The following is a 21,668-nucleotide window of genomic DNA, read 5'->3' as shown; positions in this document are numbered from 1 at the left end:
TTCATGGTCCGCAAGGACTGTTTAGGGGGTCCCTTGAGTTGCCGCATTTCCCTGACGCCCGGTCCGTAGTTCGCGCGCTCGCGCCCGACGAACCCATCATTCTGAACCGCCCGCACGCCGCGGCGCGCGCTGCCCGTTTCTTCGTCGAGAAGTTTCCGGGTAAGTCGCTCTATGCGGTGAAGGCCAACCCGTCGCCGGATCTGGTCCAGATCCTGTGGGACAACGGCGTGACGCATTACGACGTGGCTTCGATCGCCGAAGTGCGGCTGGTGCGTGCGACGCTGCCCGACGCGACGCTTTGCTTCATGCATCCGGTGAAGGCGCCCAGCGCCATTCGCGAAGCCTATCGCCAGCACGGGGTGAAAACCTTCAGCCTCGATTCCGTCGAGGAACTGGAGAAGATCGTCGATGCATGCCGGGACGATGCCGGCGAACCGGCGCAGGACCTGCGCCTGTGCATCCGTCTGCGCGTATCAAGCGAGTATTCAGAGCTCAGCCTTGCGTCGAAATTCGGGTGCGACCTGACCGAGGCGCCCGCGCTGCTGCAGGAAGCACGCCAGCATGCCGACTGGCTGGGCCTGTGTTTCCACGTGGGCAGCCAGGCGATGACGCCTTTCGCCTATGTACAGGCGCTGGAACGCGTGCGCATCGCCATCGGCGAGGCATCGGTGGTCATCGACATGATCGACGTCGGCGGCGGTTTTCCCTCGGTCTATCCGGGGATGGAGCCTCCGCCGCTGGAAGACTACTTCCAGATCATCCACCAGAACTTCTACAATCTGCCGATCGCTTACAACGCCGAATTGTGGTGCGAGCCGGGCCGTGCGCTGTGCGCCGAATACAGCTCGCTCATCGTCAAGGTGGAGAAGCGGCGCGGCGACGAACTGTACATCAACGATGGCGCCTACGGCGCGCTGTTCGATGCGGCTCATGTGGATTGGAAGTTCCCCGTGCGCGCGCTCGAAGACGATCTGATCAAGCCCGAGATGGATTTCGCCTTCTACGGTCCGACCTGCGACGATGCGGATTACATGCAGGGCCCATTCGTCCTGCCCGAAGATATTCAGGCAGGCGATTATATCGAGATCGGTATGCTTGGTGCGTACGGTGCGGCGATGAAGACGGACTTCAACGGCTTCGGCGCTGCCGAGCGGATTGTAGTGCAGGACGAGCCGATGGCGAGCCTCTACGATGGTAGCCGCCAGCGTCCGGCGGCGGATAACGTCGTAAGCTTGCGCTGACGCAGGCCTAGCTAGCGAAGAAAACGGGCCGCCCATGCTTACAGCAGGGCGGCCTTTTCATTCAGTGCGACACGATCGGGTTCCGTGATCCAGCCTGACGACGCGGACTGGATTACGCGTCTGCACGCCCGGAACGCGGGGCTTTCGATGTTTCCCGGTGCTGCTGCGGCGCACCGGGCCGCTGCTTTTTCGCTTCCAGCAATCCCGTGAAAGAGCCTGTCGGCACCAGAAGAATGTTCTTTTTCATTTCTTGCAATCGTCATCGTGAACAGTTGGCAGTGCCGGTCGCTTTGCCAGCCTTTCTGTTGGATGAACGGTTGTCGGCCCATCGCACACCATGAACGGGCGACGGATGAAGTGAACTACAATACGGCCAAAATGAGGCTGTTTGCTAACCGTACTTTTCGCGATGGGCGTCCAGCGTCGGCCTGATCCTGCCCAACGCTTCGCCGACCAATTCGGGAAATGCGTCACGTTCCAGTTCCAGCACGGCATTGTGTGCTGCTGCTATGCGCTTCGCCCCGGCCCATTGCGTTCCGATGTCGAACGCCCAGTCACGAAAAGCGTCGGCCGCACCCGCGTGCGGTTCGAGCGCCTTCGCCAATGTGGGATGAAAGCCAAGCCGGCCTGTGAAAGGCATAAGCGAAAGCGGAAAGCCCTTGCGCAGATATACGAAGGTATCATCGACATGGATGGTCCCGCTTGCCCGGTGAAACGCGAGCACTGACGAAAAATGCACGCTATCGTCGGAACAGACGAGGGGAACCCCGCTCGGTACCGAAAACGAGAAGTCGTCACTGTACTGCTGTGCAAGTTCGTCCTGTTCGCAGCGAGTGTCCGACCAGGGCAAGTGGGGCAAATGTTCGTGATGTCGGGCAGTGCCATGGAGCTGCGCGTTTGGAAACGCTTCATGCATCCATTCGCAATGGAGCGTGTGAAAGGGATGCAGGTTGAGCACCGCCTCCACCCTGGCACCGCCATCGGTCAGTTTGAGGATGTCGGAATGGACGGCATCGGGGAGGGTATAACTGTCGAGAAACACAAAATTGCCGTTGGCGAGTCGCACCAGCGAGCATTGCGTTCCCACGTCGAAAAAGCCCCCGACCCGAAAACTGCCGCGAACGGACCAGAAACCGTTACCCAGATCGATGAAGGCGCTACTCATGGAAACCCCACGAAGCGTGCCGCTTCGTTGACCGGCTTGCGCTCGCTGACGACCGCATTGGCTGGAAAACTCTCGTCGGGCCAACCCAGCGCCACTGCTTTCATGATCACCTGCTCCTCTGGAATGCCCGCATGTTCGCGAACCACCGGGCTTTGCATGATGCCCTGCGAATTGATTACGCAGCCGAGGCCGCGGCTCCATGCCGCGTTGACCAGTGCGGTCGTTACGGCTCCGCAATCGAAGGGCGTGTCATCGCTTCCCGACAGTTCGCGATCATAGGCCACGATTACGCAGACCGGCGCATCGAACTGGCGAAAACCGCGCAACACCCAATCCTGCCGTTTTTCCTTATCGTCCCGTTCGATGCCCATCGCTCCGAACAATTGCTTGGCAACCCCGATCTGGCGTTCGCGATGAATGCCTGCAAAAGGCTCTCCGCGCCGGAATTCGCGGCTGTCGGGCTCTCCGGCGAGAATCCGTTCCGTATTGCCTTTACGAATGCGGTCGAGAGGTTCGCCGGTGATGACATGGAAATGCCACGGCTGCGTATTCATGGATGTCGGTGAACGCATGGCGAGGGTCAGCACCTCTTCGATTATCGCCCGAGGCACCGGTTTGTCGAGGTAACCCCGGATCGAACGGCGGCTCATCACCACCTCTTCGTACGTCATATCCGGATTGCCGCTCATCCATCTTCTCCCAAGTGTGTTCGTAGCAGGACTAGCGCTGCGAATCGAAGGCGCAAAATCCGCTACGGCCTGGTGGGCAGGCAGGTGCCAACGTCGGGCGCAGGGAAGGTGCGGCAGTCGAAGAAGATTGCTTCTGCCGCGTTCGCGCTTGCCGAAACAAAGCTGAAGCGCACGCTTCGGCGGGCTTCTTCAGTCAGTGGTAGTTTGGCCGGAATGTTGCTCGCATCGCTCCATCCCTGCACGCGGCAATACCCTTCGCTCCCACACAGCGAACGTGCCTTGTCGACCAGCGCCGCTGGTGCGTCAGACGATGATACGAGCACGAAATGTATTCCCGCGCCTGGCGAAGACGGTGTTGCGTCGCCCCCTTCGGTGGTTTGGTTTACCATCTCGGTCGTGATGCTACGCACCGCTTCGCCGCCCTGCATGAGGGTGGGGAGCGGGTTGGCCGTTGCCACGGTCAGTGCCGTTTCCTGCAAGCGAAGCGGATCCGGTTCTCCTCCGCCATAACGAGCGGAGAGTGCATTGCGCGTGCCCCAGAAACCGCGCCAGCGGAAGAAGATATGGGGGCCGACCTGCGCTACCTTGTCGAGCTTGTCGCTCCACCATGGATAGACGTAATTCGCGTGAAAGTGGGTGGCGTTGCCGACAGTCGCATCGATAGCGCCGGCGAGCATTTCGTCGGCCCGTGCCCGGGCTGCCCGCCAGGCAGCATCGGAATAGCGACGCGCCAGCGACCCATCACAGGTAAAGCTGAACTGGCAACCGGTCGGTCGCTGCGAGCCTTCGAAGACCACCCCGCAGACTGTTTTGGCGAATGCAGGATGGCGAACGCGATTGAGTATGACCTGCATCACCGCGCGTTGATCACCGTCGCCGCCGCCTGCTTCGGCCATTCCGGCGAGAGCCAGACAGTCGCGTGCACGCGCCCGATCCGCGCTGCTTCCGCGAAACGAAAACGGAGTGGCCTTGCCCGGTCCCGCCGCTGCGAACCCGACTGCCGCATTACGGGCCTGTGCATCGTCTGCGGCAAGCTGGGAGAGGATCACCGTGTCTTCGCCCGTGGCGGGAAGATCCGGTACGGCAGGAAGGGGAAGGACCTGCTCCACCGCGGCCTCCCGATCATGAACGGGAGAGTGGGGCGTCTGGTGGAAAAGGCCAAGGAACAGGAAGGGCAGCAGCAGAAGGCCGACCAACGCCAGCGCCGGAGCAAAATCGCGTTTCGATCGCGTGCCAGGGCCGTTGCCATTCATCAGGGCTATTTAAGCCGGTTTTTTCCCGCTTCCAGCGTCAGGCTTCGAAATAGGGTCTGTCGCCTGCGATCGTCACGCGTTCCATCACCCGCCGCGCAGGGAAATAATCGCTGGCGGCAAAATGCTGGCAGGCGCGGTTATCCCAGAAAGCGATCGAACCAGCACGCCAGCGAAAGCGGCATTGAATTTCCGCATCGCGCGCCGTGGCGAACAGGTGATCGAGTAGCCACCGACTTTCGGCCTCGTCCAGCCCATCGATGTGCGATGTGAAGGCGGTGTTGACGTAAATCGCCCGTTCGCCTGTCTCGGGATGCGTGCGGATGACAGGGTGGCGCGTGGGTGGATATTGATCGTGCAGTTCTTCCGGTCGCTTGCCGAGCCGACGGGCAAAAACGCGAGCAATGTCGTGAACGGCGGTGAGACTTTCGCAGAAACGCTTCATCTGATCGGAGAGCCGTTCGTACGCCATATGCATGTTCGCGAAGAGCGTGTCGCCGCCACATTCCGGCACCTCGCGCGCAAGCAGGATCGATCCGAGCGATGGTTCTTCGCGCCAGGTGACATCGGAATGCCAGGCATTTTCCTGACCGCGGCTCTTGGGTCCGTGTTCGATCCGCAGCACTTCGGGATCGGGCTGGTCCTTAGGCGTCGCCGGGTGGATTTCGAGTTTTCCAAAGTGGCGCGCGAATGCGATATGCTGCGCCGTGGTGAGATCCTGATCGCGGAAGAAGATGACACCATGTTTGAGAAGGGCTGCCCGGATCTGCGGTATCCGATCACCGATATCCGTCGACCCCAGGTCGATGCCCAGAATTTCGGCCCCAATGGCAGGCGTTATCGGCCTGATGTCGAGCGTGCCGGTATCGAGCTTCGTGCGGTCGAAGGTAGTTGCCATTTATCTCTCTCCTCTAGGCGTAGCATGCCACAAGGGGAGGAGAACTGGCTAGAGGGTCATGCGTCGACGAACTTGCGCGCGCTTTCGCGCCGGTGCGGGCAGCCGGGCCAGCAGCATGGGCGCTTTTTCCCGGCGAGGATTTCCTCGTGCAGCCGCTCGCGACGCTTTTCGCGCGTAGCCTCCTGCTTGGCGGACAGGGTCCAGCAGATCCATTCATTTCTGGCGAGCGGGGTCAGCGCTTCCCATTTCGCCGACAGCGAAGCATCGCCATCAAGCATAGCTTTAAGTTCTGGGGTGAGCTGGTGGCGAAAGTCGGGGTCGGCTGCCTTCGCCACGCCGCTTCAGGCCGCTTTGGCCAGTTCCATATCCATCCGGTCCCAGATCTCCACCAGGGCAGACACGAGGTCGTCCATCATGGCGGGAGTGTGCGCCGGGCCGGGCGTGAAGCGAAGCCGTTCCGTGCCGCGCGGTACGGTCGGGAAATTGATCGGCTGTACGTAGACGCCGTATTCGGCAAGCAGGATGTCGCTGATCTTCTTGGCGTGAACCGGATCTCCCACCATCAGCGGGACGATATGCGTTACGCTGTCCATGACCGGAAGGCCCGCATCGCGCATCTTCTGCTTGAGCAGTTCGGCGGCAGCCTGCTGACCTTCGCGTTCCTCGCTCGACGCCTTGAGATGGCGGACCGATGCCAGCACACCAGCCACCAGAGCAGGGCTGAGCGATGTGGTGAAAATGAAGCCGGGCGCATAGGACCGGATGCAGTCGACGATCTTCCGGTCGGCCGCGATATAGCCGCCCATCACGCCAAACGCCTTGCCCAGCGTGCCTTCGATGATGTCGATACGATGTGCCGCTTCGTCGCGTTCCGAAATGCCGCCGCCGCGCGGGCCGTACATGCCGACGGCGTGCACTTCGTCGATATAGGTCAGCGCGTTGTATTTTTCCGCAAGGTCGCAGATCGCATGGATCGGTGCGACGTCGCCATCCATCGAATAAACGCTTTCGAAGGCGATCAGCTTGGGCGTGTCCGCATCTTCGGCAGCCAGCAACTGTTCGAGGTGTTCGAGATCGTTATGGCGGAAGACGCGCTTTTCGCAGCCCGAATTACGGATGCCCGCAATCATGCTGGCGTGGTTCAATTCGTCGGAAAAGATCACGCAGCCCGGCAGCAGCTTCGCCACGGTCGACAGCGTAGCGTCATTGGAAACATAGCCGCTGGTGAACAACAGGGCCGCGTCCTTGCCGTGTAGATCCGACAGTTCGGCTTCGAGCTGGACGTGATAATGGGTGTTGCCACCGATATTGCGCGTTCCACCCGAACCGGCGCCCACATCGTGCAGCGCTTCTTCCATGGCCTCGATGACCTTGGGATGTTGCCCCATGGCGAGATAGTCGTTCGAGCACCACACGGTGACCGGCTTTGGACCGTTGTGACCAGCAAAACACCGCGCGTTAGGGAAGGCGCCCTTGTTGCGCAGGATGTCGATAAAGACACGATAGCGGCCTTCCTCATGGAGTCGGGCAATCGCTTCGTCGAAGATCTGGTCGTAGTTCACGGCGTAGTCGCTCGTATCTGCGCCGCCCTTCCGCGGCTGACTATGCGGCTCGCCCTAATCGAATGCGTTGCAAATCGCCACTGCGATCTTTGCGAACGATTCTCACCTGTCGAAACAAGCTCTGCTGGCCGAAACCCGGCTGGCTAAAGAACTTCGAGGCGATCGAGGCCCATTTGCGACAGGGGACCGCGTACCTTCTCGAAGTTTTCGAGAGAGCCGGTTGTAACGGCCCGGTCCGGAACGGTGCGCGTCATCGGTTGCCCTTCGACTAGTTGAGCGACCCGCCGCGCGATGCCGTGCGCGCCATGTACGAATCGGACGCCCGGTCCAAATGCTTCGCCGAGCTCCTGCTCGAGCAGGGGGAAGTGGGTGCAGGCCAGCACCACCGTATCGATTTCGTTGCCGCGAGCCTGCAGGACCAGCCCACGGGCAGCCTCCGCCACGGCGTCGACGTCCACCTTCTCTCCGCGCAGTTTGGCTTCCGCCAGGGTGACGAGGTCGTTGGCGCCGTAACGCAGCAATTTCTTGCCGCCGGCGAATTCGCGTTCGAGATCGTCGACATATTTCTGGCGTATCGTCGCCTCGGTACCGAGTAGGCCGAACACGCCCGTCTGTGTCATGGCGGCAGCTGGCTTGATCGCGGGAACGGTGCCCACGATCGGAGTTTCCAGCACGTCGCGAACCATGCCGAGCGCGATCGTGCTGGCCGTGTTGCAGGCGATACAGATCAGGCGCGGCTGGTAGCGTTCAGCCATGCGGCCCAGCAGCCCCGCCACGCGGGCGGCGATTTCCGCTTCGCTTTTCGCGCCGTAGGGCAGCCCAGCCATGTCGGCTGCATAGATGATCGGCGCTTGCGGCAGCAGTGCGCGCAATTCTGCCAGCACGGTGAGCCCGCCGACACCGGAATCGAACAACAGGATGGGGGATGATGCGTCCAAAGCGGATTTTCTTACGATGCGGGTGTGAAGGTGACGTCAGTCGGGCATTGCCCAAGGCCCGTACTTACTTTTAGAGCGAGTTCATAGAGAAAGGGCGCGACCGTTCCCGGTTCGTCCATAAGCGGAGTTTCCCGTGGAAGCATTATACGCAGCGCTGCTCGGCTACCTGATCGGATCCATTCCGTTCGGCCTTTTGCTCACCAAAGCCGCCGGCATGGGGGACGTGCGCAGTATCGGCTCCGGCAATATTGGCGCGACCAACGTACTGAGAACGGGCAACAAGGGATTGGCGGTAGCCACGCTCGTCCTCGATCTAGCCAAGGGGCTCGCTCCGGTCGTCATCGCGGGGCAGCTCTGGGGCGAAATCGCAATGGCATTCGCTGCGGGTGCTGCGGTGCTGGGACACTGTTTCCCGGTCTGGCTAGGGTTCAAAGGCGGCAAGGGCGTCGCCACCAACGCCGGCGTTTCATTCGGCCTCGCCTGGCCGATAGGGCTCGCCTATGCTTTCGTATGGCTCAGCGTGCTGGCAATTTTCAGGGTATCTTCGCTTGCCGGTATGGCTGCGGTGGTCGCCGCCGCCGCCGCCGCACCTTTGTTCGGATACCCGCAGTTCTTTCCGGTTCTCGCCGCAATCGCGGTGGTAATCATCTACCTTCACCGCGCCAATATCACGCGCCTGACGAAGGGAGATGAACCGAAGGTCGGCGGCAGCAAGGAATGAACGCACCCGCGCATCCGGCGCTATCGCAGGAGGAAGCGTTCGCCCGAATACGCTTGCTGCGTTCTCCCAATATTGGCCCGGTCAGCTATGCCATGCTGCTGCAGCGTTTCGGCGCCGCGACGCAGGCATTGGAAGCGCTGCCCGATCTGGGAAAACGTGGCGGGAGACAGTACCGCGCGATACCGGCTGAAAAGGTCGAACGCGAGGTGGAAAGCGTGCGCAAAGCGGGCGCCAAATACCTTTTCCACGATCAGCCCGGCTATCCCGCATTGCTCCGTGAAATCGAAGGCGCGCCGCCGATCCTGACATGGCGGGGGGACCTATCTCTTGCCGCCAGACCATGCGTGGCCATTGTCGGTGCCCGCAACGCCAGTGCGGCGGCGGTCAAGCTGGCACGCGAATTTGCAAAAGGGCTGGCGGAAGCGGGCCTCACAGTCGTTTCGGGTCTTGCCCGCGGCATCGACGGCGCTGCGCATGAGGGTGCTTTTCCTCACACAATTGGCGTAATCGCCAGCGGCATCGACATTGCCTATCCCCCACAGCATGCGGAGTTGCAGGATCGGATCGCTACCGAAGGTCTGTTGCTTGCAGAACAACCTCCGGGCACCGAACCGCGTGGAAGCCACTTCCCCAGCCGCAACCGCATCATTGCCGGGCTGGCGAGCGGGACGCTCGTGGTGGAAGCGGCGGTAAAATCGGGTAGCCTCATTACAGCTCGATTGGCGGGAGAGGCCGGGCGCGAGGTCATGGCAATACCCGGCAGCCCGCTGGAAGCCCGCAGCCACGGTTGCAACCATCTGATCCGCGAAGGCGCAGTCCTGGTGCAATCTCCGGAAGATGTAACGGAACTGCTCAGGACTTTCGAGGGCGAGCCGCGCTCGACTTTTCGCGAGCCGGCGCAGGCGTTCCATTACACGCATGATGACCTCGCCGACACTCATCCCGCGGATATCGAGCAACTGCTGACGACGGCTCCGATCGGGGTCGATGAACTTATCAGGCAATCTGAAACATCTGCAGCAGCAGTGCAGTTGGCGCTACTGGAACTGGAGATCGCCGGCAGACTGGAGCGCCATGCCGCAGGGCGGGTCTCGCTCAAATGACGTCAGGTAGTTAGCTCCGAACGATCAGGCTTCACTACAATCCTGCTTGACGGCTCTTGGGAGCGGTCCCCATTTTCGCGCGTATACGCACATGCACACGTAAGGACTGCCTTCTTCACCATGCAACTGGTCATCGTCGAATCGCCCGCCAAGGCGAAAACCATCGAGAAATACCTCGGCAAGGACTTCAAGGTTCTCGCTTCCTACGGTCACGTCCGCGACCTGCCGCCCAAGGACGGCAGCGTGCGTCCGGACGAAGGCTTCGAGATGGACTGGGAACTTTACCGGGACAAGCAGAGCCGCTTCAAGGAAATCGCCGATAACGCCAAGAAGGCCGATCGCCTGATCCTCGCCACCGACCCTGACCGCGAGGGCGAGGCGATCTCATGGCACGTGCGCGAGCTGCTGCAGAAGCGCAAGGCGCTGCCCAAGGATGTCGAACGCGTCACCTTCAACGCCATTACCAAGCAGGCGGTGACCGACGCCATGAAGGCGCCGCGCGAACTCGATCAGGATCTGATCGACGCCTACCTAGCGCGCCGCGCGCTCGACTATCTGTACGGCTTCACGCTTTCGCCCGTCCTGTGGCGCCGCCTGCCGGGTGCAAAAAGCGCGGGCCGCGTGCAATCAGTCGCCCTGCGGCTGATCGTCGATCGCGAGATCGAAATCGAACAGTTCCGGGCCGACGAATACTGGTCCGTCATCGCCAAGCTGCAGCACGACGGCACGGAATTCGCCGCGCGCCTGGTCAAGTTCGATGGCAAGAAGCTCGAAAAGCTGACGCTGGGCAATGAAGGCAGCGCCATGGCCGCCAAGCAGGCGGTCGAAGGGGCGAACTTTACGGTCGAAGAGGTCGAGACCAAGCCGTTCAAGCGCAACCCGGCCCCCCCATTCACCACGTCTACCCTGCAGCAGGAAGCCGCGCGCAAGCTCGGTTTTTCCGCCAGCCACACCATGCGCCTCGCCCAGTCGCTCTATGAAGCCGGGGCGATCACCTACATGCGTACCGACGGGGTCAGCATGGATGGCAGCGCCATTTCCGCTTGCCGCAAGGCGATTGCCGACCGCTTTGGCGGACACGCGCTGCCCGACAGCCCGCGCATGTACAAGACCAAGGCGAAGAACGCCCAGGAAGCGCACGAAGCCATCCGCCCGACCGATTTCGACCGCGACCGCGCCGGGTCGGGTGACGAGGGCAAGCTGTACGATCTTATTTTCAAGCGTGCGACGGCCAGCCAGATGGCCGCCGCCAGTCTGGAACGCACGACCGTGACAATGCGCGACCCCACCGGCCAGCACGAATTGCGCGCCACCGGACAGGTTGTGAAATATCCCGGCTTCCTTGCGGTCTACCAGGAAGGCCGCGACGATGCGGACGATGATGAGGACGGCCTGCTTCCGACTATATCCAAGGGCGATGCGCCGCTGAAACGCGGGGTCGAGGCGAACCAGCACTTCACGCAGCCACCGCCGCGCTTTTCCGAAGCCAGCCTGGTCAAGCGGCTGGAGGAACTTGGCATCGGTCGCCCGTCGACTTACGCCAGCACGATCCAGACGCTGCGCGATCGCAACTATGTGCGGATGGAAAAAAACCGTTTCTTCGCAGAGGAATCGGGCCGGCTGCTGACGGCGTTTCTTGAGCGGTTTTTCGAGCAATATGTGGCCTTCGATTACACCGCGGGCTTGGAAGACGAGCTCGACGTCGTTTCCGACGGCAAGGAAGACTGGAAAAAACTGCTCGAAGCCTTCTGGCGCGATTTCAAGCCCAAGACCGAAGAGGTGATGGACAAGAAGCCTTCGGAAGTGACCGAAGTGCTCGACGGTTTCCTCGCCGATTATCTTTTCCCCGAACGCGCCGACGGCAAGGATCCACGCCATTGCCCGATGTGCGAAAGCGAAGGCCGCGAAGGCGGACGGCTGGCGCTGCGCGGCGGTCGCTACGGCGCATTCGTCGCCTGTGCCAACTATCCGGAATGCAAGTACACGCGCCAGTTCGCCAAGCCCGGCGGCGCGGATGGCGATGACGGTGCTGACGACGGCGTGATGGGCGAAGACCCCGAAACCGGCCTGCCGGTGGAGCGCAAGAGCGGCCGCTTCGGCCCCTATGTCCAGCTGGGCGAGGGCAAGGAAGCGAAACGCGCGAGCATCCCCAAGGACCTCGACGATTTCGATCTCGAATGGGCGCTCAAGCTGTTGAGCCTGCCGCGCATCGTCGGAGCGCATCCCGAAACCGGCAAGGAAATCGAAGCCGCGATAGGACGTTACGGCCCGTATCTTCGCCATGATGGCAAGTATGGCAAGCTGTCGTCGACGCAGGAAGTCTTCGATGTCGGCATGAACCGCGCGGTCGATATCCTCGCCCAGGCGGCCGATCGGAAAGGCGGCGGTCGCGGCAAGGCCGAACCTATCAAGACGCTGAGCGAACATCCGACCAGCGGCGGCGAAATGAAGGTCATGCCGGGACGCTATGGCCCCTATGTGACCGATGGCACGACGAACGCGACCATCCCGAAGGACATGAAACCCGAAGACCTGACCGATGCACAGGCGATCGAGCTGATCGACGCGCGGGTCGCCAAGGGGCCGGCGAAAAAGAAAAAGGCCGCTCCGAAAAAGAAGGCCCCGGCCAAGAAGAAGGCTGCACCCAAGAAAGCTGCTGCGAAAAAGAAACCGGCGGCCAAGAAAGTGAAGGCTGACTGATGGCCAAGGAACGTTTCGAACGCCACAAGCAGCCATGGAACGGCGAGGAGGCAGGTCAGTTGCGCACCCTTGCCGCCAAGGGGAAGGGGCTGAAGGAAATCGCCAAGGCGCTCAATCGCAGCGAGGAATCGACCAAAGACTTCGCCAAGAAGAACAAGATCGACATCGCGAAGAAGCGGTAAGATAAAGGGAAAGGCCGCCCACGATGGCGTCGAAGCAAACGACCGGGCCAGGCCATGACCGGATCGATCAGGACAATACTGCGCCCGGCCCGCTTGAGATGGATGGTTTGCCGATGCCGCGCCGCATCTGGGCGATCTGCGCAATCAGTTTCGGAACGGCCCTGTTCGTCGTGGACGGCGCCATCGCCAATGTCGCCCTGCCGACAATCGCGCGCGACCTTTCGGTAAGCAATGGCGCGGTAACGAGCGTCGTCACAGTGTATCAACTCGTGATGGTGATGGTGCTATTGCCCTTCGCCACGATTGGTGATCGGATCGGGCACCGGCGTTTGTATCAAATCGGCCAGGTCATCTTCTTCCTCGCATCCACGGCTGCGTTGCTGATCGACAGCTTCTGGCATCTGATTGCGGTGCGGGTACTGCAGAGCTTCGGCGCGGGGATCGCGTTGTCCGTGTCGGCGGCCATGTTGAGGACCATCTATCCGGCCAAGAGCCTGGGCAGCGGGTTGGGGATCAACAGCGTGATCGTTGCGACTGCCTATGCCGTGGCACCTACTTTGGGGGGCTTCATCGTCGAACATCTCGACTGGCGGTGGGTTTTCGTAGCCGCCGCGCCTCTGGCACTGATCTCGCTGGCGATCGGGCGGTTTCTGCCCGAACCTGAACCGCGCTCTGGCCGCGTCGATACGATAAGCGGCCTGTGGAGCGCCTTGACCGCGCTCTTGCTGATCGGCGGACTGACGCTCGCGACACACGATACGATCGTCCCCGGTCTTGCCGCGATCGTGGCAGGGGTAATCTCAGCCTTTCTGCTGACCCGCCGGGAAAACGGCAAGGAACGCCCCATTCTGCCCGTGGACCTCATGCGGCGGCCCGTGATCGGTCTGTCCGTGTTGGCGGCGGTATGCGCCTTCGTGGCCTCCGCCATGCTGATCGTGGCGCTGCCTTTCCGGTTCGAACAGGGCATGGGCTATGCGCCGGACGAGGTCGGTCTGCTGATCGCACCCTTCCCCCTGACCATGCTGGTGGTCGCGCCTGCGGCGGGCTGGCTGTCGGACCGCATCTCGCCTTCGGTCATGGGCGTGGTCGGTATGGGGATCGCTATCACGGGATTGCTCTGCCTCACCTTCATGCCCGACCATCTGGGGGCGGCGGGTATCGCCTGGCGCCTTTCGCTTTGCGCTTTGGGCTTTGGCCTTTTCCTCGCGCCCAATTCACGGCTGATGATCGGCAGCGCGCCCAAGGACCGCGCAGCGGCCGCGGGTGGAATGCTGTCGACAGCACGTCTGTTCGGCCAATCGACCGGAGCGGCGGTCGTCGGTCTGGTGCTGGCGATCGGGTTGGGGCTGGGGGCCGCGCCCTTTAGCATCGCGTTGGCGTTCTGCGTCCTTGCGATGGCCTGTAGCGCGTACCGCTACAAGGCGACGGGGGCTACACTGAGACGCACGCCCCAGCACGCCGATATCGTTCGCTGATGGTCTCAGCTAAACTCGCGCACTAGCTCTTCCATTCGAGGCCCATTTCCTCGAACATTTCCTTGTCTTCGCTCCAGCGTTCGTCGGTCTTGACGTGCAGGAACAGGTGGACCTTCTGGCCCAGCAGTTCGGTGAGTTCTTTGCGCGCCGCCTCGCCGATGGCCTTGATCCGGCTGCCGCCCTTGCCGAGCACGATGGCACGCTGGTTGTCGCGCATGACCACGATCTGCTGGTGGATCTCGACGCTGCCATCCTTGCGTTGAATGTACTTTTCCGGGCGCACGGCGGAATCGTAGGGCAGTTCCTCGTGCAACTGCTGGTAGAGCTGTTCGCGGGTGATCTCGGTGGCGAGCAGGCGTTCGCTGGCGTCCGACACCTGGTCTTCGGGATACATCCACGGACCTTCGGGCATCATCGCGGCAAGTGCGGCCTTCATTTCCGGCACCCCGTCGCCGGTCAGCGCCGAAACGAAATAGATGTCGGCAAAATCGACCTTGCCGCCCAGTTCCTGGGCCAGCGCCAGAAGAGGTTCCTTCTTTGCCGCGTCGACCTTGTTGAGGACGAGGATCTTGCGTTCGGGCCGCGAGGCGATCTGTTCGATCAGCGGCTCCAGTTCGTGGCGGCGCTGCTTGATCGGATCGACCAGCAGCAGCACGGCGTCGGCTGCCTCGGCGCCTTCCCAGGCCGCACTGACCATCGCGCGGTCGAGCCGGCGCTTGGGCGCGAAGATACCGGGCGTATCGACGAGGATCATCTGCGTATCGCCGTCCAGCGCGATGCCCATCATGCGCGCGCGCGTGGTCTGAGCCTTTGCGCTCGTAATTGCGACCTTCTGGCCCACCAACTGGTTGACCAGCGTGCTCTTGCCCGCGTTGGGCGCGCCTAGGACGGCGACCACACCGCATCTGGTTTGTTTGTCGCTCACCCGAACTTCTCCATGAATTCTCTTGCCGCCTGCTTTTCGGCTTCCTGTTTGCTTCCTGCGGTGGCTACCGCTTCACCCACCCTGTGAACCTTGACGCGCACGGTGAATTTGGCGGCATGATCGGGCCCCGATCGGTCTACCAGTTCATATTCCGGCGGCCGCCGCTGATTGCCCGCTGCCCACTCCTGCAGCGCGCTCTTGGGATGTTTGGCTTTGCCAGCCCCGCTTTCGAGCGCCGGGCGCCAGAGTAGGTGAACCATGCCGCGTGCCTGGACGAAGCCGTTGTCGATGAATTCGGCGCCGAGAAGCGCTTCCATCACATCGCCCAGGATATTGTCGCTGTCACGGCCGCCGTCGCTGCTGGCCTGTTTGGAAATCCGGATATGCGGGGCAAGCCCAATGCCGCGCGCGATGGTGGCGCACATTTCGCGGCTGACGATAGCGTTGAGCCGCTGGGCAAGCTTGCCTTCGGGCGCGTCGCTCTGGGCATAGAGCCAGTCCGCAATCGACAGGCCAAGAACGCGGTCGCCAAGGAATTCCAGCCGTTCGTAATCCTGCTTCTCGCCCATGCTGCCATGGGTCAGCGCGGCAAACCACAGGGCCTCGTCCTTCACGGTGAAGCCAGTCTCTGCAAGCCAGCTGCGGGTTTCGGGCTTGAGCGCGTTCATATGTCGCTCCCGATGCGATTCCAGCGGGCAGCCGTAAACCATGTCCACGGTAGCAGCCATTCGGCGCTTCCGTCCGTGGACCAAAGTACCCGGCTCGCCCGACCGACCAGCAGATTGGCATCGACAAATCCGACGCCCCCATCGGGAACGGCAGGAAAGCGGCTGTCGAGGGAATTGTCCCGATTGTCGCCCATCATGAACAGGTGGCCTTCGGGCACGATTACGGGTTCGGTATTATCGGGATCGATCCGGATAGGCTCGCCATTGCCATCCATAGACAGAGCACCTGTGCCGTCCGTCAAGAAACGTGGGCCGACATCGCCGAAGTCGATGGTAAGATAGCTTTTGCCCGAAGGCAACGTCTCGCGAAACTGGCGGTAACGACAGAACGTGCCATCGACGACTACGCCGCCATCACTGCGGCAACCGGTGTTTTCGCTCATCGGGATATCGGCATAACCCGCTTCTTCTTTGGGCAAAGCTTCCCCGTTGAGGATTACGACACCGTCCCGGACCACCACCGTGTCTCCCGGCAGGCCGATCACGCGCTTGACGTAATCGACGCCGGACACCGGGTGTTTGAAAATGGCGACATCGCCGCGTTCGGGCAGTTTCGCGAAAATCCTGCCTTCGAAAAGCGGCAGGTCAGCCGGAAGAGAATAGCGGGAATATCCGTACGGCCATTTGGCGGCCACCAGATAATCCCCGTTGCGCAATCCGGGCAGCATCGATTCGGAGGGAATGGTGAAGGGCGAGAATATGAAGCTGCGGAAGATCAGCACTGCGATCACCAGCTTGGCGACAAACCACAGGAAACTGCCGAGCGATTCCTTTTGTTGCGGCTTGGTGGAGGCATCCAAGGATGCATTCGTATCCAGCGTCGGGTCTGTCATGCGGGGTTCTCAATCATCGCCGAAGTCCCTAGTCGCAGGAGCGCAGCCATTAAAGGATTTTTGCCCGCCATGACGACCGCCGCCGAGCTCTGGGCCCGCCTCGACAATCTGCCTCGCCCTACACTTGGCGAATTGTTCAGCACGCAACGCGACGGGGGTGAGGGCGGTAGCGAACCGGGCAATGACGAGCGCGTCGCGAATCTTTCTGGCCGGATCGAACTCGACGAAGGCGGAATATTGTTCGACTGGTCGAAGACCCATCTCGACAGTGCCGTGATCTCCGCATTCCAGGATCTGGCAGAAACGATGGACTTCACCGGAATGCGCAAGAAGCTTTTCGCGGGGGAGATCGTCAATCCGACGGAAGGCCGCGCTGCCGATCATGGCACTTTGCGGGGAACGGGCGACGAGGCCAAGGTCGAAGAAGCGATGGCGCTGATCGACCGCATGGGCATGCTGGTCGAAGCGATCCACCAGGGCGCACTCGGTGAAATCGAGCATCTCATTCACATCGGCATTGGCGGAAGTGCCTTGGGCCCCGCGCTCGGGGTCGACGCGCTCTCTCGCGATCTGTCCTATTGCGATGTGCACGTCGTATCCAACATCGATGGCGTCGCGCTCGAAGAAGCTTTCGCCAAATGCGATCCGGCCAAGACCCTGATTGCTGTCGCCAGCAAGACGTTCACGACCATCGAAACGATGACCAACGCCGAAAGCGCGCTCAAATGGCTGAGTGACAACGGGGTGTCGGACCCCGGGGGACGCGTCATTGCGCTGACGGCCAATCCGGAAGGCGCCGTAGAATGGGGCGTGGACGAAACACGGATCCTTCCCTTCCAGGAAAGCGTCGGCGGGCGATATTCGATCTGGTCGAGCATCGGATTTCCGATCGCGATGGCTGTGGGGATGGACGATTTTCGCGCCTTTCTTGCCGGCGCAAAGGCTGTGGACGCGCATTTCCGGGATACCGATATTGCCGATAATCTGGTGATGCGGGCGGCCTTTGCCGATCTTTACTATGCCCGGGTTCGCGGCTGCCAGACCCGCGCCGTATTCGCCTATGACGAACGGCTGGGCCTGTTTCCCGACTATCTCCAGCAGCTCGAAATGGAATCGAATGGCAAGCGCGTCACTGTAGACATGCAGCCGGTCGACGGCCCGACTGCACCGATCACCTGGGGAGGGGTAGGCACGGATGCGCAGCACGCGGTATTCCAGTTGCTCCATCAGGGCACGCATCTGGTGCCGGTCGACTTCATCGCCAGCATTGCGCCGGGGGACGATCTCGATCCTGCACATCACCGTATCCTGCTGATGAACTGCTTCGCTCAAGGCGCGGCATTGATGGCAGGCAAGAAGGGCGATGATCCTGCGCGCAATTATCCCGGTGACCGTCCAAGCGCGACGATCCTGTGCGATGACCTCGACGCTGCTACGCTCGGTGCACTCATCGCGTTTCACGAACACCGCACATTCGCCAATGCCGTCCTGTTGGGAATCAATCCCTTCGACCAGTTCGGAGTGGAACTGGGCAAACAGATGGCAAAGGCGATCGAACAGGGTGGCGAACGCTTCGATGCCAGCACCGAAGCGCTTTTGCAGGCAGCGGGCCTTTCGCAATGATCGGGGTCGTTCGCTTCCTGCTGACTGCCGTCGCCCTTGTTTCCACGCCTTTAGCTGCGCAGGAAGAGCACCGAATCCTTTTCATCGGCAACAGCTTCACCCAGGGTGCCAACTCTGCCGTGCTGAGATATCGTCCCGACAGCGTGAACGATCTCAACGGAGAGGGCGTCGGCGGCATTCCGGCGCTATTCGCCAAATTCGCCGAGCAAGCGGATCTCGATTGGGAAGTCAGCCACGAACTGCAGGGCGGAACTACGCTGGGCTTTCATTTGCGCGAGAGGCGCAAACTGATCGATCACGCTTGGGACATGGTGGTGATGCAGGAATATTCCGTCCTCAACCCCGAGGATCCGGGGGATGCGACCGATACCGGCAGGGACGCCAGCGCGCTTGCGAAAATGTTCGAAACCGCCAATCCGAAAGCGCGCGTCTATCTCATGTCGACATGGAGCAGGGCGGACCAGACCTACAAGCCGGAAGGTCACTGGTACGGACAAACCGTAGGGCAGATGGCCATCGATCTGCGTGGCGCCATGGATCGGATCGACAACCAGGCTGAACAGATCGACGGTGTCATCCCGGTAGGCGAGGCGTGGAACCGTGCAATTGCCGCAGGCATTGCCGACGACAACCCATATGATGGGCGCGACTACGGGAAGGTCGATCTATGGAGCTACGATCACTACCACGCGAGCGCCGAAGGCTCGTACCTCGAAGCTCTCGTCGTCTTCGCAACCATTACTGGTTTCGACGTGCGCGAGTTCGGTGCGAACGAACACGCAGCCCACGAACTGGGCATCGAACCGAAGGTGGCTGCGGGCCTTCAGTCCCTCGCGATGGAACAGGTGGAACTTGAAGCTGCCCGCTGAAACAGCGCTGCGGGATTAAGATGACGGCTATCTCCGGACGTGTTAGACGTCTGGAATGAAGGCATGGTTCGCACGGCGCTATCTCGATCTGTTAGGATCGATATACATTTATAACGAGCATCGCGGATATACCGCACTCGACCGGGTTCTCGAAGCAGTTCGGGCAAAGCATCCTGAGGCTACAGAGCTTATCGCGGCGGTCGAGAAACACCGTGCCGACGAACGTAAACATTATACCATGTTCAAGCGGTGGTTCGAACTGCGGGGGACAATGCCCATCGCCCTGGACCGGATGTTTGGCCATATCGATCGGTTCATCGAAATTACTTTCGGCTGCACCATCGACAGCCTCGACACCCAGGCCATTATCGCCAGCGACGATCTGTTCGAACGGCTTTGCCGGGTCGTTTCACTGACGGAAAAGCGCGGCCTCAAACAGGTCGAAATCCTGCTCGATCATCCGATGGTGAAACAGGACAAGGCTCTGCACCGCATATTCGAGATCGTCCATGTGGATGAACCCGACCATTTCCTGCCCTACGACAAATGGCTTGCCGAAAATGCGCGGCGCATGCCCAATGCGTGGGAACGCGGGATCGATCGCCTGATCCATTCCGAATTGCTTTTCATAAAATTGCCGCTCCTGTTCCTGTGGTTCCGTGCTCCCCGACTGACGGAATGGCGAGACGCGGGGGAAAGTAATCCGCGCCCGACACCACGCTCGCTGGCCACCGCCTGAGAGTTTACAAGCCCGCATGTTCGCTCGTTTCTTCACGCGCCCTGCCGGTCGCATGCTGTTGCGTAACACCGTGGTCAGCACGGGCGTCTTCCTGCTCGGTCTAGCGGTACTCTGGGTTCTGGTCGAAAAGGCGGGAATGAATGCAGTACTGGCGACCGGGCTGAGCTTCCTCGTTGCCAATAGCATCCACTATATTTTCGGCCGAACGTGGATTTTCGCCGGATCGGATCGCAAGCTTTCTACCGGCTATGCGATATTCCTCATGAATGCCATGATCGGTCTGGCAGTGACGGTCGGACTGTTCTGGGTGCTGACAGAACTCACCCCGATGAATTATCTGGTGGCGCGCGTAATCGTGTCGGTTTTCGCTGGCTTGGCGGTTTTCGGCCTCAACGCTTCGATCAATTTCCGTCAGGTCTGACGCCATTACAAATGCTCATCCGCGCGAATTGAATTGACTTTTTGCACTGCAGCATCCAGATGACTGCATCGAAGCGCGCTAGCCAGCGTGAAGCGGCGATGCCTAAAAGTTCATCGCCCCGGCCGCGCCTCGGTCCATATTTCCAGACTTCCCTTTTCACGCGGGTGGTTATTCAACCCCGCGACCGCGCGCCGATTTCGGCTGCGCGCCGCATATCGAATGCGAGTAAACATGACTCAGTTTTCAGATCTCGGGCTGTCGCAGCCCGTTCTTCAGGCCCTCGACCTGAAGGGTTACAACGAACCCACTCCAATTCAGGCACAGGCGATCCCGGCCGTCCTCGAAGGGCGCGACCTCATGGGCATCGCGCAGACGGGGACCGGCAAGACGGCCGCCTTCATGCTGCCCAGCATCGACCGCCTGCGCGATGCCGACCGGCAGACGCCGTTCAAATCCTGTCGTATGCTGGTGCTCGCGCCGACGCGCGAACTGGCTGGGCAGATTGCCCAAAGCGCCAAGGATTACGGCGCACTTGCCGGCCTCAAGGTGCAGAGCATCGTCGGCGGTACATCGGTCAACAAGGACCGTAACAAGCTGCATCGCGGCACCGATATTCTCGTGGCGACGCCCGGTCGACTGCTCGACCTGATCGATCAGAAGGCCTTCACGCTCGACAAGGTCGAAGTGCTTGTCCTCGATGAAGCCGACCAGATGCTCGATCTGGGCTTCATTCATGCGCTGCGCCGGATCAGCCAGCTCGTGCCGGAAGATCGCCAGACGCTGTTCTTTTCGGCAACCATGCCGAAGCAGATCCAGGAACTGGTCGGCAAATATTGCCGCAACCCGGTCAAGGTCTCGGTCACGCCGGAAAGCACGACCGCAGAACGCATCGACCAGTATCTCTTCATGGTTCAGCAGGACGAGAAGCAGACGCTGCTCGAAATGATCCTGTCCGAACGCCATTCGGTACCCGGCAAGTTCGAGCGCGTGCTGATCTTTGCCCGCACCAAGCATGGTTGCGACCGGATCGTGAAGAAGCTGTCGCAGGTCGGCATCCCGGCCAACGCTATCCACGGCAACAAGAGCCAGCCGCAGCGCGAACGCGCGCTCGATGAGTTCAAGCGCGCCAAGACCCCTATTCTCGTCGCGACAGACGTTGCGGCTCGCGGGATCGATATTCCAGGCGTCAGCCACGTCCTAAATTACGAATTGCCCAATGTGCCGGAACAATATGTCCACCGCATTGGCCGGACGGCGCGTGCGGGCAAGGACGGCATCGCCATTGCCTTTTGTGCCGAAGACGAGCGCGATTATCTGAAGGATATCCGCAAGAAGACCGACGCCGAATTCGAGCGCCTTCCGCTTCCGGACAATTTCCGTGCAGTGGTCGAAGGCGTCGGACCCACGAAGCGCGAACAGAAGCCCCGCCTGGCGAGGCCGAAAGTTCGCCCCACGGGCGATGCGGCCAAGAAGCGCAAGCCGAAGGTCAAGCATCCCAACCGCGCTGGTGCACCGAAGCGGGAAGGTGCGCCGGCTGGAGGCAAGAGCAGAAGCGGCAATCGCCGCCGTCGTTCAGGCGCTCGCCAGCCTGGCTAGCCCATCAGCA

At 61.1% G+C, this 21,668-nt stretch carries 22 protein-coding genes; 11 read left to right on the top strand and 11 right to left on the bottom strand.

Annotation, left to right across the window (positions count from 1 at the left end; translation table 11 throughout):
* The first annotated feature begins 38 nt into the window (after positions 1-38).
* Positions 39-1,241 (top strand): type III PLP-dependent enzyme, encoded by a 1,203-nt coding sequence (locus tag K3177_RS06795; protein WP_103023140.1) that lies wholly within the window; start codon positions 39-41, stop codon positions 1,239-1,241.
* Positions 1,242-1,279: 38 nt separating this feature from the next.
* Here the strand turns inward: K3177_RS06795 and K3177_RS06790 are convergent, their stop codons facing one another.
* The 8 genes from K3177_RS06790 to murI form a co-directional block, all read right to left on the bottom strand.
* A complete protein-coding gene (locus tag K3177_RS06790) occupies positions 1,280-1,570 on the bottom strand; it encodes a hypothetical protein (protein WP_221597661.1) in 291 nt (96 codons plus the stop codon).
* Positions 1,571-1,632: 62 nt separating this feature from the next.
* Positions 1,633-2,406, bottom strand: a complete 774-nt coding sequence (locus K3177_RS06785; protein WP_221597660.1) for a hypothetical protein — start codon at positions 2,404-2,406, stop codon at positions 1,633-1,635.
* Positions 2,403-3,095 carry a nitroreductase gene (locus K3177_RS06780; protein WP_221597659.1) on the bottom strand — a complete coding sequence of 231 codons (693 nt, stop codon included), beginning with the start codon at positions 3,093-3,095 and terminating at the stop codon, positions 2,403-2,405. Before K3177_RS06780 ends, K3177_RS06785 begins: the two co-directional genes overlap by 4 nt.
* A gap of 62 nt (positions 3,096-3,157) precedes the next feature.
* Complete coding sequence (locus tag K3177_RS06775; protein WP_221597658.1) at positions 3,158-4,348, bottom strand: cell wall hydrolase; 1,191 nt, start codon at positions 4,346-4,348, stop codon at positions 3,158-3,160.
* 37 nt (positions 4,349-4,385) lie between these two features.
* Complete coding sequence (locus K3177_RS06770; RefSeq protein WP_221597657.1) at positions 4,386-5,243, bottom strand: TauD/TfdA dioxygenase family protein; 858 nt, start codon at positions 5,241-5,243, stop codon at positions 4,386-4,388.
* Positions 5,244-5,299: 56 nt separating this feature from the next.
* Complete coding sequence (locus K3177_RS06765) at positions 5,300-5,578, bottom strand: YdeI/OmpD-associated family protein (protein WP_221597656.1); 279 nt, start codon at positions 5,576-5,578, stop codon at positions 5,300-5,302.
* A 6-nt stretch (positions 5,579-5,584) separates the two neighbouring features.
* Positions 5,585-6,805, bottom strand: coding sequence for a 5-aminolevulinate synthase (gene hemA, locus K3177_RS06760; protein WP_103023146.1), 1,221 nt, complete (start codon positions 6,803-6,805; stop codon positions 5,585-5,587).
* Between the two features lie 143 nt (positions 6,806-6,948).
* Positions 6,949-7,743: a glutamate racemase gene (gene murI, locus K3177_RS06755; RefSeq protein WP_221597655.1), complete on the bottom strand. Its 795-nt coding sequence runs from the start codon at positions 7,741-7,743 to the stop codon at positions 6,949-6,951.
* A gap of 133 nt (positions 7,744-7,876) precedes the next feature.
* Here murI and plsY point away from each other — a divergent pair, with 133 nt between their 5' ends.
* From plsY to K3177_RS06730, 5 genes are all read left to right on the top strand, one after another.
* Positions 7,877-8,464, top strand: a complete 588-nt coding sequence (plsY, locus tag K3177_RS06750) for a glycerol-3-phosphate 1-O-acyltransferase PlsY (protein WP_221597654.1) — start codon at positions 7,877-7,879, stop codon at positions 8,462-8,464.
* On the top strand, positions 8,461-9,567 hold the full coding sequence (dprA, locus tag K3177_RS06745; protein WP_221597653.1) for a DNA-processing protein DprA: 1,107 nt from the start codon (positions 8,461-8,463) through the stop codon (positions 9,565-9,567). The genes plsY and dprA overlap by 4 nt, the downstream gene beginning before the upstream one ends.
* A 120-nt stretch (positions 9,568-9,687) precedes the next feature.
* Positions 9,688-12,267 (top strand): type I DNA topoisomerase, encoded by a 2,580-nt coding sequence (topA, locus tag K3177_RS06740; protein WP_221597652.1) that lies wholly within the window; start codon positions 9,688-9,690, stop codon positions 12,265-12,267.
* Entirely contained in the window at positions 12,267-12,449 is a 183-nt protein-coding gene (locus K3177_RS06735) for a hypothetical protein (protein ID WP_103023151.1), read from the top strand. The genes topA and K3177_RS06735 overlap by 1 nt, the downstream gene beginning before the upstream one ends.
* A gap of 23 nt (positions 12,450-12,472) precedes the next feature.
* A complete protein-coding gene (locus tag K3177_RS06730) occupies positions 12,473-13,924 on the top strand; it encodes an MFS transporter (RefSeq protein WP_221597651.1) in 1,452 nt (483 codons plus the stop codon).
* Between the two features lie 22 nt (positions 13,925-13,946).
* Here the strand turns inward: K3177_RS06730 and era are convergent, their stop codons facing one another.
* The 3 genes from era to lepB are packed head-to-tail and all read right to left on the bottom strand — an operon-like array spanning position 13,947 to position 16,410.
* Entirely contained in the window at positions 13,947-14,849 is a 903-nt protein-coding gene (era, locus tag K3177_RS06725) for a GTPase Era (protein WP_221597650.1), read from the bottom strand.
* Positions 14,846-15,517, bottom strand: coding sequence for a ribonuclease III (gene rnc, locus K3177_RS06720; protein WP_221597649.1), 672 nt, complete (start codon positions 15,515-15,517; stop codon positions 14,846-14,848). Before rnc ends, era begins: the two co-directional genes overlap by 4 nt.
* Entirely contained in the window at positions 15,514-16,410 is an 897-nt protein-coding gene (lepB, locus tag K3177_RS06715; RefSeq protein ID WP_221597648.1) for a signal peptidase I, read from the bottom strand. The genes rnc and lepB overlap by 4 nt, the downstream gene beginning before the upstream one ends.
* Before the next feature lie 69 nt (positions 16,411-16,479).
* On the opposite strand from lepB, the gene pgi reads away from it, so the two are divergent.
* The 5 genes from pgi (at position 16,480) to K3177_RS06690 (ending at position 21,658) form a co-directional block, all read left to right on the top strand.
* Positions 16,480-18,033 carry a glucose-6-phosphate isomerase gene (gene pgi, locus K3177_RS06710; RefSeq protein WP_221597647.1) on the top strand — a complete coding sequence of 518 codons (1,554 nt, stop codon included), beginning with the start codon at positions 16,480-16,482 and terminating at the stop codon, positions 18,031-18,033.
* Positions 18,030-18,902, top strand: coding sequence for an SGNH/GDSL hydrolase family protein (locus K3177_RS06705; protein WP_221597646.1), 873 nt, complete (start codon positions 18,030-18,032; stop codon positions 18,900-18,902). The genes pgi and K3177_RS06705 overlap by 4 nt, the downstream gene beginning before the upstream one ends.
* Before the next feature lie 55 nt (positions 18,903-18,957).
* Positions 18,958-19,641 carry a hypothetical protein gene (locus K3177_RS06700; RefSeq protein WP_103023158.1) on the top strand — a complete coding sequence of 228 codons (684 nt, stop codon included), beginning with the start codon at positions 18,958-18,960 and terminating at the stop codon, positions 19,639-19,641.
* 16 nt (positions 19,642-19,657) lie between these two features.
* The gene (locus tag K3177_RS06695; RefSeq protein ID WP_103023159.1) at positions 19,658-20,062 is read left to right on the top strand and encodes a GtrA family protein; all 405 of its coding nucleotides are present in this window, start codon (positions 19,658-19,660) and stop codon (positions 20,060-20,062) included.
* Between the two features lie 231 nt (positions 20,063-20,293).
* Complete coding sequence (locus K3177_RS06690; protein ID WP_103023160.1) at positions 20,294-21,658, top strand: DEAD/DEAH box helicase; 1,365 nt, start codon at positions 20,294-20,296, stop codon at positions 21,656-21,658.
* Positions 21,659-21,668 lie beyond the last annotated feature (10 nt).

It is taken from the genome of Qipengyuania pacifica (assembly GCF_019711555.1).
Classification (GTDB): Bacteria; Pseudomonadota; Alphaproteobacteria; order Sphingomonadales; family Sphingomonadaceae; genus Qipengyuania; species Qipengyuania pacifica.
Note: the sequence above shows the minus strand (reverse complement) of the source record. Positions and strands in the feature narration are given on the sequence as shown.

Coding starts and splice junctions, on each gene's coding strand:
- K3177_RS06770 (WP_221597657.1), bottom strand. CDS start 5,243: ATGGCAACTACCTTCGACCGCACGAAGCTCGATACCGGCACGCTCGAC.
- lepB (WP_221597648.1), bottom strand. CDS start 16,410: ATGACAGACCCGACGCTGGATACGAATGCATCCTTGGATGCCTCCACC.
- K3177_RS06730 (WP_221597651.1), top strand. CDS start 12,473: ATGGCGTCGAAGCAAACGACCGGGCCAGGCCATGACCGGATCGATCAG.
- K3177_RS06690 (WP_103023160.1), top strand. CDS start 20,294: ATGACTCAGTTTTCAGATCTCGGGCTGTCGCAGCCCGTTCTTCAGGCC.
- dprA (WP_221597653.1), top strand. CDS start 8,461: ATGAACGCACCCGCGCATCCGGCGCTATCGCAGGAGGAAGCGTTCGCC.
- K3177_RS06705 (WP_221597646.1), top strand. CDS start 18,030: ATGATCGGGGTCGTTCGCTTCCTGCTGACTGCCGTCGCCCTTGTTTCC.
- K3177_RS06785 (WP_221597660.1), bottom strand. CDS start 2,406: ATGAGTAGCGCCTTCATCGATCTGGGTAACGGTTTCTGGTCCGTTCGC.
- K3177_RS06780 (WP_221597659.1), bottom strand. CDS start 3,095: ATGAGCGGCAATCCGGATATGACGTACGAAGAGGTGGTGATGAGCCGC.
- K3177_RS06775 (WP_221597658.1), bottom strand. CDS start 4,348: ATGAATGGCAACGGCCCTGGCACGCGATCGAAACGCGATTTTGCTCCG.
- K3177_RS06695 (WP_103023159.1), top strand. CDS start 19,658: ATGTTCGCTCGTTTCTTCACGCGCCCTGCCGGTCGCATGCTGTTGCGT.
- K3177_RS06790 (WP_221597661.1), bottom strand. CDS start 1,570: ATGGGCCGACAACCGTTCATCCAACAGAAAGGCTGGCAAAGCGACCGG.
- rnc (WP_221597649.1), bottom strand. CDS start 15,517: ATGAACGCGCTCAAGCCCGAAACCCGCAGCTGGCTTGCAGAGACTGGC.
- topA (WP_221597652.1), top strand. CDS start 9,688: ATGCAACTGGTCATCGTCGAATCGCCCGCCAAGGCGAAAACCATCGAG.
- pgi (WP_221597647.1), top strand. CDS start 16,480: ATGACGACCGCCGCCGAGCTCTGGGCCCGCCTCGACAATCTGCCTCGC.
- K3177_RS06735 (WP_103023151.1), top strand. CDS start 12,267: ATGGCCAAGGAACGTTTCGAACGCCACAAGCAGCCATGGAACGGCGAG.
- K3177_RS06700 (WP_103023158.1), top strand. CDS start 18,958: ATGAAGGCATGGTTCGCACGGCGCTATCTCGATCTGTTAGGATCGATA.